Source organism: Aeromonas sp. 602658, assembly GCF_049173005.1.
GTDB lineage: Bacteria > Pseudomonadota > Gammaproteobacteria > Enterobacterales > Aeromonadaceae > Aeromonas > Aeromonas veronii_A.
This window is the reverse complement of record NZ_JAAKRF010000028.1, coordinates 34,061-47,908: the sequence shown is the minus strand read 5'-3', so window position 1 is coordinate 47,908 and position 13,848 is coordinate 34,061. Positions and strand designations below refer to the sequence as shown.

Annotated in this window: 12 protein-coding genes; 9 read left to right on the top strand and 3 right to left on the bottom strand. The window is 59.1% G+C overall.

What is annotated here, in order from left to right; genetic code table 11:
• Window positions 1-210 precede the first annotated feature (210 nt).
• Window positions 211-987 (top strand): hypothetical protein, encoded by a 777-nt coding sequence (locus G5253_RS16240; protein WP_266135511.1) that lies wholly within the window; start codon window positions 211-213, stop codon window positions 985-987.
• Window positions 988-1,209: 222 nt separating this feature from the next.
• On the top strand, window positions 1,210-1,974 hold the full coding sequence (locus G5253_RS16235) for an EAL domain-containing protein (RefSeq protein ID WP_266135510.1): 765 nt from the start codon (window positions 1,210-1,212) through the stop codon (window positions 1,972-1,974).
• Between the two features lie 125 nt (window positions 1,975-2,099).
• On the opposite strand, the gene G5253_RS16230 is transcribed toward G5253_RS16235, so the two are convergent.
• Window positions 2,100-3,317, bottom strand: coding sequence for a 4Fe-4S binding protein (locus G5253_RS16230; protein WP_266135509.1), 1,218 nt, complete (start codon window positions 3,315-3,317; stop codon window positions 2,100-2,102).
• Window positions 3,318-3,526: 209 nt separating this feature from the next.
• Window positions 3,527-4,531 (bottom strand): substrate-binding domain-containing protein, encoded by a 1,005-nt coding sequence (locus G5253_RS16225; protein ID WP_005355925.1) that lies wholly within the window; start codon window positions 4,529-4,531, stop codon window positions 3,527-3,529.
• A gap of 434 nt (window positions 4,532-4,965) precedes the next feature.
• Here G5253_RS16225 and G5253_RS16220 point away from each other — a divergent pair, with 434 nt between their 5' ends.
• From G5253_RS16220 to glpG, 7 genes are all read left to right on the top strand, one after another.
• On the top strand, window positions 4,966-6,087 hold the full coding sequence (locus tag G5253_RS16220; protein ID WP_005342436.1) for a branched-chain amino acid ABC transporter substrate-binding protein: 1,122 nt from the start codon (window positions 4,966-4,968) through the stop codon (window positions 6,085-6,087).
• Window positions 6,088-6,153: 66 nt separating this feature from the next.
• On the top strand, window positions 6,154-7,080 hold the full coding sequence (livH, locus tag G5253_RS16215) for a high-affinity branched-chain amino acid ABC transporter permease LivH (protein ID WP_005339439.1): 927 nt from the start codon (window positions 6,154-6,156) through the stop codon (window positions 7,078-7,080).
• Window positions 7,080-8,348: a high-affinity branched-chain amino acid ABC transporter permease LivM gene (locus G5253_RS16210; RefSeq protein WP_216952426.1), complete on the top strand. Its 1,269-nt coding sequence runs from the start codon at window positions 7,080-7,082 to the stop codon at window positions 8,346-8,348. Before livH ends, G5253_RS16210 begins: the two co-directional genes overlap by 1 nt.
• On the top strand, window positions 8,345-9,118 hold the full coding sequence (gene livG, locus G5253_RS16205) for a high-affinity branched-chain amino acid ABC transporter ATP-binding protein LivG (protein ID WP_005339435.1): 774 nt from the start codon (window positions 8,345-8,347) through the stop codon (window positions 9,116-9,118). Before G5253_RS16210 ends, livG begins: the two co-directional genes overlap by 4 nt.
• A gap of 10 nt (window positions 9,119-9,128) precedes the next feature.
• Complete coding sequence (locus G5253_RS16200) at window positions 9,129-9,830, top strand: ABC transporter ATP-binding protein (RefSeq protein WP_266135508.1); 702 nt, start codon at window positions 9,129-9,131, stop codon at window positions 9,828-9,830.
• A 122-nt stretch (window positions 9,831-9,952) separates the two neighbouring features.
• Window positions 9,953-10,276: a thiosulfate sulfurtransferase GlpE gene (glpE, locus tag G5253_RS16195; protein WP_005355913.1), complete on the top strand. Its 324-nt coding sequence runs from the start codon at window positions 9,953-9,955 to the stop codon at window positions 10,274-10,276.
• Window positions 10,273-11,106: a rhomboid family intramembrane serine protease GlpG gene (gene glpG / locus G5253_RS16190; protein ID WP_236297786.1), complete on the top strand. Its 834-nt coding sequence runs from the start codon at window positions 10,273-10,275 to the stop codon at window positions 11,104-11,106. The genes glpE and glpG overlap by 4 nt, the downstream gene beginning before the upstream one ends.
• 66 nt (window positions 11,107-11,172) lie before the next feature.
• Here glpG and G5253_RS16185 read toward each other — a convergent pair whose 3' ends face one another.
• Window positions 11,173-13,617: a VolA/Pla-1 family phospholipase gene (locus G5253_RS16185; RefSeq protein WP_266135507.1), complete on the bottom strand. Its 2,445-nt coding sequence runs from the start codon at window positions 13,615-13,617 to the stop codon at window positions 11,173-11,175.
• Between the last annotated feature and the right edge of the window lie 231 nt (window positions 13,618-13,848).

The following is a 13,848-nucleotide window of genomic DNA, read 5'->3' as shown; positions in this document are numbered from 1 at the left end:
CGCGAGCCGGTCGACACCTTCTTCAACGAAGTGATGGTGATGGCCGACGACGAGGCCCTCAAGGCCAACCGTCTGGCACTGCTGAACAACCTGCGCAACCTGTTCCTGCAAGTCGCGGATATCTCGCTGCTGCAGTGATCTTGGTTGAGTAAGTGATATTAAAAACGGCGCCGCGAGGCGCCTTTTTATTAAATATACTATTGGGGTCTCGTGACCAAAAATGCTACTAAAATGGAATCACATTGCAAACAATGTAAATCCGATATTCCATCGGGTGCTCGAATATGCTCAACATGTAATTCTTATCAAGATTGGAGGAGCTTAATCCCATTCTCAAATACCGCTCTTGCCCTTCTCACCGCTCTTATTTCTGTTATTGGCATTGCAGCTCCTGCTGTCTATAAAATAATTCATAAGCCTACATCTGAGGCAACATTAACAATGCCATCATTCGATGGAACAACACTAAGAGTAGTTGCAATGAATCATGGTGATGCCCCTGCATCGCTAATAAAAGCATGGGTTGATAGTGAATACTTAGCTGCAGCGACAAAAGTGAGACTTAGGAATGATTCTGATGCCATACTACATCCCGGAAGTCAGTTATTAACCTTCGATATAATTCCACTTTTAGATGAAGATGACTCTTATCGGAGCTCTTTGGAAATGCTCACATACGTCAATAAAAACCAACCAGCACCTCGGACTGAAATTCGTTTCCATTTATTCCAGTCAGATGGGAGATTTTCCGTTCAGGCTATATCTCTTGATGCCGGTCAGTTATTTTATCTACTACGCGAAAATGCTGACCGCTGTTCAGCAATTACAGAAATAAACTTTGAAAACGGATGTATTGGAAGAGGAACCCCACCAGAAGAACGTTTTCCAAGAAAATCAGATACGATACCAAAAGGATTAGCTGACGAACTCGAAATGCGCATTAATAGACAACAAGAAGCAGCGGCAAAGAATAAATATAATCATTAGCCCGTAGGTTCGATTAGCCGTCAGGCGTAATCGGACGTTCGCGTAAATGGATTCTCCCGCCATCACGGCCAGCCGAATTCTCCCCTCCGGTTGGCCACCTCTACTGTACGATCAAATCGTCTCGTTCGTCCGATTACGCTTCGCTAATCGAACCTACAGGGGGGTAATGAGCTGTTATCATTTGAGACAGTGCCCAGCGCCGCCACGCCCAAGAGGAAAGTCATGGATATACCTGCCGCCCCATCCCCCGCCATCTGCCAGCTGTGTCAGGAAAAAGCAGATCTCGACTTCGACTTCACCATGGCCTTTCAGCCCATCGTCGATTGCAGCCAGCGCACCATCTTCGGCTACGAGGCGCTGGTGCGGGGGATCAACAACGAGCCGGCGCAGAGCGTGATTGCCCGGGTCAACGATGGCAATCGCTACCGTTTCGATCAGCTGTGCCGCATCAAGGCCATCGCGCTGGCCGCCCGGCTCGATATGCGGGGCATGCTGAGCATCAACTTTCTGCCCAATGCGGTCTACCGCCCGGAGCGCTGCATCCGCACCACCCTGCAGGCGGCCCGCGAGCATCTCTTCCCCATCGAGCAGATCATGTTCGAGCTGACCGAGGTGGAGCAGGTGCAGGATAGCCAGCATCTTCGCGGTATCGTCGATCACTATCAGGCGCTCGGCTTCAAGACGGCGATCGATGACTTTGGCGCCGGTTACTCGGGCCTCAACCTGCTGGCCAATTTTCACCCCAACATCGTCAAGCTCGATATGCACCTGCTGCGCGGCATCGACCATGACCCGACCCGGCAAGCCATAGTGCGCCACTCTCTGGCGCTGTTTGCCGAGTTGCAGATCATCCCGCTGGCAGAGGGGATCGAGACCCGCGAAGAGATGGCCTGCCTGCGGGAGATGGGCGTCAGCCTGATGCAGGGCTATCTGTTTGCCGGCCCCGGCTTTGAAAACCTGCCCGAGGTGGATTTCGCCAGCCTGTAAGCCAGTCGGTCTGCACTGCCTCCCCCTCAGCCCACTCCCGCCCGAATAAAGAAAACGGACACCCAAGGGTGTCCATGTGCATACCCTGTGACCTTGCGCCATGGTCACACTGTCACCTTCCCCGGTTAATGGGTCAGCTGTGGCAACAGTTGCATCAGGTGAGCCCGTATCGCCAGCGGCGTCTGGCTGACCCAGATCTCCAGCAGGCCATACGCGAGCAACGGCAGCACCAGCAGCAACAGGCAGAGCAGCCCCAGCAAACGGCTCGGTGCAAGCCGATGCACCTTGCTGCCAAGGTGCAGGGCCTCGACCCGCTTGGGGCAGGCGGCCACGCAGCTCAGGCAGCCGGTGCACTCCAGGCTGCGAACTGCGATAAGCTGGTGCACCGCAATGCGCGATGGACAGGCCCGGCTGCACTTGTCGCAGTCATGACCCTGGCTTCGCAGGCAGCGGGCCGAGTCACGGCGAATGCGCAGCGGCGTCAGTAGCCCCAGCAGGGCTAGCCAGGCGCCATAGGGGCAAAGGTAGCGGCAGAATCCCTGACGAAAGGTCGCGGTAAGCAGCAACACCCAGCCGAGGCACAGACCCGAGATCAGGGTCAGGTTGAAGAAGAAAGCCCCCATCTTCATATCCGCCGCCTGATGGTAGGGGCTGGTGAAGTAGCCGGGCAGGGCAGCAGCCGGCACCGCCAGCAGAATGATGAAGAGCAGAAAGCCGAGCACCAGAAATTTCTGGGTGCGCAGGGCAAGATCCAGCCAGCGCGGCGGGCTCCACTCCCCCGGCAGCAACCGGTGGCGCAGACCATGTAGCCATTCCCCCACCAGCCCGAGCGGACAGAACCAGGCACAGAACGCCCGCCCCAGCAGCAGGGCCGACAGGGAGAGTACCAGTACGGTGACGGTGGCCGCCGGATGGTGGGGATCCACCAACCCCTGCGCGAACCAGGCCCGCAGCCCGAGGCCACCGGCGATGGGCAGGAAGGCATCCACCACGTCCGGGCGCACCAGCCAGGGGCTCATCCCCTGTCCCAACTGCCAGATATGCAGGCTGTATTGCACTGTGACCAGCCCCCAGCAGAGCAGCAGCAGATGGCGAGTGCCTGCCCGCAACTGCTGACTGTCGATCGCCCCGAACACGGGCAGCGGCCGCCTCTGATGCCGGAGGGCAAGCACGGCGGTGACCGTCCCCAGTGCGAGCCAGAGCAGGCTGTCGGCCGCCAGCAACCAGACCAGCCCCAGCAGGCCGAGCGCAAGACGCCCCGGCCAGCCGGTGCGCACCTGCCACGCCAACAACACCAGATAAACCATACCGGCCACCATGGTTATCGCTTCAATCACGCTCATGCATCCCCCACTGCCTACATCCGGATCCGGCAGCAAGGATAACTAACATTTGAGTTGATTATTTTGATCTGCATGGGTAGGGGAGTTGGGCAATCTGCACCAGATCGCCCAACTCCCTTGTCTCAATCTTCAGGAATTGCCTCACCTTGCCCATAAACAAAAACCCCCTCGTGACAGAGGGGGTTTTTCGTGTTGGCAACGGGTGCGGATTAACGCAACGGTTTGACCGAGCGACGGACGATCAGCTCCGGCTGTACCGTCATCGATTCCACTTCCAGCTCCTTGTTGCGGATCCGGCTGACCAGATGCTTCACCGCCAGCTGGCCCAATTCCGCCTTCGGGTGACGGATGGTGGTCAGCGGCGGGCTGGAGAAGCGCGCCATCTCCACATCGTCGTAGCCGATGATGGAGATATCGTCCGGCACCTTGACTCCCGCTTCCCAGGCAGCGCAAATCGCGCCGATCGCCATGGGATCGTCGAAGGCAAAGACCGCGGTCGGACGAGGCTGCAGGGCCAGAATGCGCTGCATGGCATCGAAGCCGCTCTGGCTCTCGTAATCCCCTTCAAAGACCTGTTCATCTTTGAGGGTCAGACCGTGCTCGCCCAGCGCATCACGTACCCCGTCCAGCCGCTGCTGGGTGGTCGGCTTGGAGAGCTGGCCAGTGATGCAGACGATGTCGCGGTGCCCCAGCTCCAGCAGATGGCGTACGGCCATGCGGGCGCCGATGCGGGCGTTGTCGTTGATGACGTTGGCGAAATCGCACTCCGTCCCCCAATCCAGTACCACCTGCGGCACGTTCTTGTGGATGCGCAGCATGTCGCGCAACGGAGTGTCGATATCGGTCCCCAATACCAGCAGACCATCCACCCGTTTTTCCATCAGCATTCTCAGGTAATGCTGTTGGCGAGGCGGCTGGTTTTCGGTGTTGCAGAGGATCAGGCTGTAGCCCTGTTCGAAGCAGTACGCTTCAACCCCTTGCACCACTTCCGCGAAGAAGGGGTTTACGCTGGTGGTGACCAGCATGCCAATGGTCTTGGTCGAATTTATCTTAAGACTGCGCGCTACCGAGTTGGGCGCGTAGTTGAGTTCTGCCACCGCCTCAATCACTTTCTGGGTCGCGTCTTCGCTGACCCGCCGAGTGTGGTTGAGCACATGTGAGACGGTGGAGATGGATACGCCTGCGCGCGAGGCGACATCCTTGATAGTGGCCATCTCTGTCTCCTGACTGTCAAAGGCGGAACATTAGCAGATTTCCCGAATAAAGGCTTGGTTTTAACGGGCTCTGCCACGGAATTGTCAATGCCGGCTAATTTAGGCGCTCATTTCTGTTTGCGCAAACGATTAATGGTCAAAATGGGAGCACCATCAGAGTAAAATATCACCAGACTAATCCTCTGTGCTTCATCATAATCACCTCTGGTTACCAAGATGTTAAGGCGAAGAATCGATACTAAATTCCAATTAAACACAAATGACAGGTCATTTATTTCAAAATAAGCCCACCCCACCCCCTCTGGTTAGTATCTTTAACAGCTTGTTATTGCCCCGTGAGGAATGATAGAACCATACCTATAGCCGGATGCACGGGATGTCGATCCGGAATGGCACTCGTAAATGAAACAATCCACTGATTAAGGGACGAATCAATGCATAAGTTGAGCAAAATTACAGTAAGCGCAGCGGTTTCTTTGGCTCTGTTTGGATCGATCTCCATCGCACACGCGGCAGACACAATCAAGATAGGTATCGCAGGCCCGCTCACCGGCCCGGTTGCCCAGTACGGGGACATGCAGTTCACCGGCGGCAAGATGGCGGTCGAGCAGATCAACAAGGCTGGCGGCATCAATGGCAAGCAGATCGAAGCCGTCATCTATGACGATGCCTGTGATCCCAAGCAGGCGGTAGCCATCGCCAACAAGGTGGTGAATGATGGCGTCAAGTTCGTGGTCGGTCACCTCTGCTCCGACAACACCCTGCCCGCCTCCGACATCTATGAAGACGAGGGGATCCTGATGGTTACCCCCGCCTCCACCAACCCCAAGATCACCGAACGCGGTTACCAGCTGACCCTGCGCACCATAGGTCTGGATAGCGATCAGGGCCCGACTGCCGCCAAGTACATCATCGAGCAGGTCAAACCCCAGCGCGTGGCCGTTATCCACGACAAGAAGCAGTACGGTGAAGGTATCGCCTCCAGCGTCAAAGCCGCACTCGACAAGGCTGGCGTGAAGGTGGTGGCCTATGAAGGGATCACCGCCGGTGACAAGGACTTCTCCGCCCTGATCGCCAAGCTGCAGAAAGAGAACGTCGATTTCGTCTACTACGGCGGCTATCACCCTGAGCTGGGCCTGATCCTGCGTCAGGCTGGCGAGAAGGGGCTGAAAGCCAAGTTCATGGGCCCGGAAGGGGTCGGTAACAAGGATATCTCCGCCATCGGCGGCCCGGCTTCCGAAGGCCTGCTGGTGACCCTGCCGAACAAATACGATCTGGTACCTGCCAACGCCCCGCTGGTCGCAGCGTTCAAGGCCAAGGGTCAGGACTCCTCCGGCCCGTTCGTCTGGACCACCTATGCCGCGGTGCAGAGCCTGGCTGCCGGTATCGCCAAGGCGGGTGAAGATGACCCGGCCGCCGTTGCCGCCGCCATCAAGGCCGCACCGATCGATACCGTGATGGGCCCCCTGACCTGGGCACCTAACGGTGACCTGAAAGGCTTCGAATTTGGTGTGTTCCAGTGGCACGCTGACGGTACTTCCAGCCAAGTCAAATAATCTGCCGATCGGGGGTGAGTACGCTCACCCCCTCCTCTCTTTGCGGGCAAGTACAGGGAACGCAGTATGTCCGAACACCTCCTTTATCTCGTTCAGCAACTGCTGAACGGATTAACCATAGGCAGCACCTATGCGTTGATCGCCATTGGCTACACCATGGTCTATGGCATCATCGGCATGATCAACTTCGCCCACGGCGAGGTTTACATGATCGGCTCCTATGTCGCTTTCATGGTGATGGCGGGGCTCATGATGATGGGCATCGACAGCACCTTTCTACTGCTGGGGGGCGCCTTCCTGGTCAGTATCATCATCACCGGCACCTATGGCTGGAGCATCGAGCGAGTCGCCTACCGGCCACTGCGCGGTGGCAACCGGCTGATCCCCCTCATCTCCGCCATCGGCATGTCGATCTTCTTGCAGAACATGATGCGCATGGCTCAGGGCTCGCGGGATATCGCCATGCCCAGCCTGATCTCAGGTGGCTGGACCCTGGGGGGTGAGGATGGTTTTCAGGCCAGCCTCTCCTATATGCAGCTGATCATTTTCGTGGTGACTTTCATCACCATGCTGGCGCTGACCCAGTTCATCGGCCGCTCCCGCATGGGCCGCGCCTGCCGCGCCTGTTCGGAAGATATCAAGATGGCCAACCTGCTGGGCATCGACACCCATGTAGTCATCTCCATCACCTTCGTGCTGGGGGCTGCACTGGCCGCCGTGGCCGGGGTGCTGCTCGGCATGTATTACGGCGTCATCAACCCCTACCTCGGCTTTATGGCCGGTCTGAAGGCCTTCACTGCCGCAGTATTGGGCGGTATCGGCAGCATTCCGGGCGCCGTACTGGGCGGCCTGCTGCTGGGGGTGGTTGAAGCGCTCACCGCCGGTTATCTCAGCACCGAGTACAAAGATGTGATGGCGTTTGCCCTGCTCATCTTTGTGCTGCTCTTTATGCCTACTGGCATCTTGGGTCGTCCGGAAGTGGAGAAAGTGTGATGAAACATCAATTGATCCACGCCTGTATCGCCAGCCTGGTGCTGCTGGTGCTCTCTTTCTGGCTGCTCGGCTTCAAGCTGGAGACCGATGGCTCCAGCCTGCAGGTAGTGAGCCGCCTCGATGTGTCGCTGGCCTGGCTACTGGGGGGCGCCACCATTGTTTTCTGGTTCCAGATGCTGCGCGGCCAGATTGCCAAGCTGTTTCAGGCCTCCATCAGCGGCTTCTCGGTCGGCTTCACCAAGCTGGTGCTGCCGAGCCCGGAAGAGGCGCCCAAGCTCTATAACCTCACCGCCGTGCTGGTGCTGCTGTTTGCGGTGAGCTGGCCCTTTATGGCTTCTCGCGGCGCCATCGATCTCGCCACCCTCACCCTGATTTACATCATGCTGGGGCTGGGGCTGAACGTGGTGGTCGGCCTCGCCGGTCTGCTCGATCTCGGCTATGTCGGCTTCTACGCGGTCGGTGCCTACAGCTATGCCCTGCTCAACACCTACTTCGGACTGAGCTTCTGGGAGTGCCTGCCCATCGCCGGGCTGATGGCCGCTACCTTCGGCTTCCTGCTCGGTTTCCCGGTGCTGCGGCTGCGGGGGGACTATCTGGCCATCGTCACCCTGGGTTTTGGCGAGATCATCCGCATCCTGCTCAACAACATGACCACCCTGACCGGCGGCCCGAACGGCATATCCGGCATCCCCAAACCGACGCTGGGGGGGCTGGAGTTCAACCGCACCGTCAAGGATGGGGGCTTTGATACCTTCCACAACTTCTTCGGCATTACCTACAACGCCAACCACAAGGTGATCTTTCTCTACCTGATGGCGCTGGTGCTGGTGGTGGTGACCCTGTTCGTCATCAACCGCCTGCTGCGGATGCCCCTTGGCCGCGCCTGGGAAGCGCTGCGGGAGGACGAGATCGCCTGCAAATCGCTGGGGCTCAACCCCACCATCATCAAGTTGACCGCCTTCACCATAGGCGCCACCTTCGCGGGCTTTGCCGGCAGCTTCTTTGCCTCCCGGCAGGGCTTTATCAGCCCGGAATCCTTCGTCTTTATCGAATCGGCTATTGTGCTGGCGATTGTGGTGCTGGGGGGCATGGGCTCCCAGATCGGGGTTGTGCTGGCCGCCATCGTGATGACGGTGCTGCCGGAGCTGGCCCGCGAATTCAACGAGTACCGCATGCTGATGTTCGGCCTCTTGATGGTGTTCATGATGATCTGGCGGCCACAAGGATTGCTGCCGATGACCCGTCCGCATCTGGAGTTGAAGAAATGAGTACTCATCAGAAGTTAATGGAAGTCTCTGATCTGTCGATGCGCTTCGGGGGCCTGCTGGCCGTCAACGGGGTAAAACTGGATATCGACAAGGGCGAGGTGATCTCCATCATCGGCCCCAACGGCGCGGGCAAGACCACCATCTTCAACTGCCTGACCGGTTTCTACTGCCCGAGCGGCGGCACCATCCGCTACAAGGGTGAGGAGATCCAGGGGCTGCCCGGCCACCTCATTGCCCGCAAGGGGATTGTGCGTACCTTCCAGCATGTGCGGCTGTTCAAGGAGATGACAGCGGTGGAGAACCTGCTTGTTGCCCAGCACCAGCACCTCAACACCAGCTTTATCGCCGGCCTGTTCAAGACCCCGGCCTTCCGCCGTGCCGAGCAGGAGGGGCTGGAGCGGGCCGCCTTCTGGCTGGATAAAGTGGGCCTCAAGGATCTCGCCAACCGCGCTGCCGGTAATCTGGCCTACGGTCAGCAGCGCCGCCTCGAGATCGCCCGCTGCATGGCGACCCGTCCCGAGCTGCTGATGCTGGATGAACCGGCTGCCGGCCTCAACCCGAAGGAGACCGACGAACTGGACGAGCTCATCATGAGCCTGCGGGACGAATTCGGTGTCTCGGTGCTGCTGATCGAACACGATATGAAGCTGGTGATGGGCATCTCCAACCGCATCTTCGTGGTCAGCCAGGGCACCCCGCTGGCCCACGGCAAGCCGGATGAGATCCGCAACAACCCGGCAGTGATCAAGGCCTATCTGGGCGAGTCGTAAGGACAAAAAGATGTTAGAACTTCGCAACGTATCGACCCACTACGGCAAAATTCAGGCACTGCACGATGTCAGCGTCGAGGTGAAAGAGGGGGAAATCGTCACCCTGATCGGCGCCAACGGCGCTGGCAAAACCACCCTGCTGATGACCCTCTGCGGTGAACCCAAGCCCAGCAGCGGCTCCATCTGGTTTGAGGGGGAACAGATCAGCACCCTCACCACCGCCCGCATCATGCGCAAGGATATCGCCGTGGTGCCGGAGGGGCGCCGTATCTTCGCCCGCCTGACGGTGGAGGAGAACCTGCTGATGGGCGCCTTCTTCGTCGACAAGGCCGAGCAGCATGGCCTGCTGGATCAGGTGTTCACCCTGTTTCCGCGCCTGCACGAACGGCTGGAACAGCGGGCAGGCACCATGTCCGGCGGCGAGCAACAGATGCTGGCCATCGGCCGCGCCCTGATGAGCAAACCGCGTTTGCTGCTGCTGGATGAACCCTCGCTGGGGCTGGCCCCCATCGTCATCCAGCAGATCTTCGACACCATAGAGCAGTTGCGCCAGAAGGGGATGACCATCTTTCTGGTGGAGCAGAACGCCAACCAGGCGCTCAAGCTGGCCGACCGCGGCTATGTGCTGGAGAACGGCCACGTGGTGCTGCAAGACACGGGCGCCGCCCTGCTGGCCAACCCGGCAGTGCGGCAGGCCTATCTGGGCGGTTAACCCACTGACCCGCATGCCATATCAACAAGGGAGCCGCTGGCTCCCTTATCTTTTGTGGGGTTAGTTTGCGCCCAAGCTTGCGGTACACTGGCCCGTAATCAACCTAATCGCAGGACATCCCGATGGACCAGTTTGCCCATATCAATGCCCATGATGCCCACCAGAAACTGAGCGCGGGTGAAGCCCGTCTGGTGGATATTCGCGACCCGCAATCCTTTGAAGCGGCCCACGCGGTCGGCGCCTTCCACCTCACCAATGGCACCCTGGTGCGCTTTATGAATGAAGTGGATTTCGATACCCCGGTCATCGTGATGTGCTATCACGGCAACAGCAGTCAAGGGGCGGCCCAATACCTGCTGCAACAGGGTTATGACGAGGTCTACAGTCTGGATGGCGGCTTCGAGGCGTGGCGCAGGGAGTTTCCCATCGAGGCAGGCGAGGCATGATCCAGCTGCTGGTGCTCGACAACGCCCGCATGGCGCAGGCGCTGGTGGACTATCTGGCGACGCTAGGGATCTCCTGCGAGCTGACCCAGTCCGAGCTGGGGGTCACCATCTGGCTGGCGGACGAGCAACGCCTCGCTCAGGCCCAGCTGGAGGTGAAGCGCTTTCTGGCCGAGCCGGGCCACCCGCGCTATATGGAAGCCTCCTGGCAATCCGGCCGCGCCGATGCTCGCATCGACTACAGCAAGGGGATGACGGACCCCATCACCGATTTCCTCCATCAGGCGGGGCCACTGACGCTGGTGGTTATCATCGCCTGTCTCGCCATCTACGGCATCGAGGCCATCGGCCTGCCCATCTACGATGAACTGGCATTCCACCCGACGCTGGCCCAGTTCACCGACTGGCAGGCATGGCGTTATTTCACCCCCGCCCTGATCCACTTCTCGGTGCTCCATCTGGTGTTCAACTTGCTGTGGTGGTGGTATCTCGGCGGTCAGATCGAGCAGCGCCTCGGCAGCGGCAAGCTGCTGATCCTGCTGCTGGTGGGCGCCGCCCTGCCCAATATCGCCGAGTTCTTCGCCAGCGGCCCGCTGTTTGGCGGCCTCTCCGGCGTGGTCTATGCCCTGCTCGGCTACTGCTGGCTGCGCAGCAAGCTGCAACCGGCCTGTGGCCTGACTCTGCCACCGGCGCTGATGGGCTTTATGCTGTTCTGGATGGTGCTCGGCTTCTTCGACATGCTCGGAACCAGCACCGCCAACATCGCCCACCTGACCGGTCTGCTGGCCGGCCTGCTGCAAGGCTGGCTGGATCGCAACCACCAGCCGACCTGATTATTCAGCAGTTTCAGAAACGAGAAAGCCGCCCCGAAGGGCGGCGTTTGCTTATGGTCTGCGCAGTTACTGCTTGAGCAGGGTGTCGTCAGTCACCTTGACCGCCGCACCGCCACTCATAAAGAAGCTGGCGAACTGGGTCTGGCTCTCGGTGGTGACCGCGCCAGTCGGATCAAAGTTCTCGTCAGGGGCCAGCAGCGAGCTATGGCCCCCTTTCAGGAAGCGCGCAGCATGGTGACCCGCCGGGAGCACGCCGGAACCCTTCAGCTCTTGCAAACCCAGTACCCGGAACAGCGGCTCGGTACCACCCAAAGGCGCGGAGGCGATGCTGTTGGGGATCACCTGATCCGGTAAGCTGAGCGCCCCATCACCAACAATTTCGGTGGCGAACAGCGGGAAGCTCTTGGCGACGCCACTGCCCAGATTGATCGGGTCCGCAGAGTCCAGCACTGACTGGGCGGCAAAGGTATAGCTCTGCAAGGTGCTCGCAGCCCCCGCCTGAGTAGCCGCATCCAGACTGGGCAGGAACTCGTTCACGAAACAGGTCGGCACCCCCGTCTGGCAACCGGGAGCATAAGCCTCAAACCCGGCCTTCAACTCAGGACTGCCCGAGGTGAGCACGCTCATCTTGATGGTCGGCCCGAAGCTCGGCGAGTGGAGCAGCAGCGGGGCGATGCCGCCACCCGGCATCGCCAGACCGCCGGTATCGAACTTGAACAGGGCATCAGCCTGAGCACTGCCGGTGGTCTGGTTGGCAACAGCCAGCAGATTGGCCCCGGTAATGGCACCGAGTGAGTGACCGAGGAAATGCACCTTCAGACCAGCACCACCCAATTGGCCACCCAGCCCCTTGGCATTGGCCAGACCGACAGCCAGGCGAAGGCCAAGCAGATCGGCCACGCTCTGTTTCAGGTTGTCCCGCGCCACCGTCAGATAACCCAAATTCAGATAGGGAGTCGGGTTCTCGGAGGTGGTGACGGTATCCATGCTGCCACTCAGGGCATAGCCACGCTCACCGTGCAGCGGGTGATCGATCACCACCACAGCAACCACCTTGTTCACTGATGGGTCTAACCCGGCACCTATCTGGCTCAGCGCCAGCGCATAGGCGTTTTCCTTGATGGAGGTGACCCCGTGCTGATAGATGATCACATCGGTGACAGTGCTGAGGTCAGTGGTGGGGGCAAAGATCCGCAGCGGTACAGATTGTACTTCGGTCAGGGTCGGCAGCGGGTTGAAACGACCGATATTGCGCTCAGCATCCAGCGGCTTGCCACCCGAGGTGAGGGTCACCCCGATCAGCTTGCTCGCCTCCCTCAGCAGATCGGCCTGACGGCTCGGATCGGCAATCAGCTCACCCAGCAGATCCGGATTCACTCCGGCGCCTACCAGCCCACCGATCACTTCGCTATCACCCGCTTTCAGCGCGTTGGCGATGGCATAGAGGCTGGGAATGGCGCCATGCCAGGATTGGGTCTTGGCCTTGTCCCATGAGCCAGCTATCGCTGGAGTAGAGAGGAAGTAAGGGAGCTTGACGGCACCGGTATACACCTTGGTCACCGCCGCGATGCCGTTCAATGTGGCATTGGCAGCGACAGCGGCAGCAATCGCATCCCGATCATCTTGAGGCAAGAATGGCTCGTTCGCCAGCTGGGTCAGGAAGGGTACCCCGCCATTGAGCGCATCAATCGTATAGGTCCCCGGCAGGTTGGTGTTGCCTTTGGCGTCCTGCTTCCACAACGATGCGGCATCCAGGGTCGGGCTCTGCAACACGGTGGCCGCAGCTCCCTTGACAGCCAGCAGCACATCGGCGCCAGATTGGGTGGCAAACCAGTCGGAGAAGATCACCCGATCGCCAGTAATCCCGGTAGCGGCCTTGAACAACGCTTCCTGCAGCGCAATCAGGCTGCTGATGCTCTGCTCCTGCGCGGTTGCACCAGCCGTCGATTTGAAGTTGCTGTAATCACCACCGGCCTTGAGCGGCGTACCACGACTGTCCTTGAGGGAGTCGGTCGCCACGATCATGTAGTAGGAAGAGGGATTGAGCGGCTTGAGCGGAACCAGATTAAGCTTGCCGTCCCCGCCAGTGACCACAAAGTCGGCCCCATAAACCAGTGGCTTGCCGCCCTTGACTCCGTTGGGTTGCAGAGTGACCGGATCCAGCGTGAGCTCGAGCAGGTAGAGGGGCGCAATGGCAGAAACATACTCGCTGGCCGCCGGGGCCGGCACAGAGACACCGGTCACGGTCGCCGGTACCAGCTGGACGGGTTGGGTGGTTGACCAGCCATCAAGGGTGGAGAGGGCAGATACCGGGTTCGACAGATCAGCAGTTTCTGTCGAAAACTTCAGGGTACCATCGCTGGCGCGGGGGGCCAGCACACTCGGGCGAAGTCCATTGGCTCCACTCAGGGCATAGTCCAGGGAGCTGGTAGTATCTCCCTTGTTGTCATCTCCACCACATCCGCTCAGCAGAGCGCTGACAACAGCTGCATAAATTAGCTTCTTCTTCATTTTTTATTCTCTTTTTATAGGGTTGTTATCCATCACCAGCCAACGAGGCCATCACGACCGCGACTGCAATACGTTAACATAAAACCAACAACCAACGAGACTCATGTTGGTCATCTTCTGCTCAGGTTTGTGGAGAGAATCAAGGTTTTACGTCAACAAAGGGGCGCAAGGGTAACAACAGTGAGTGATTAACCAGACCCGACCAGCCAGCGGGCACCATCACGACTAAAA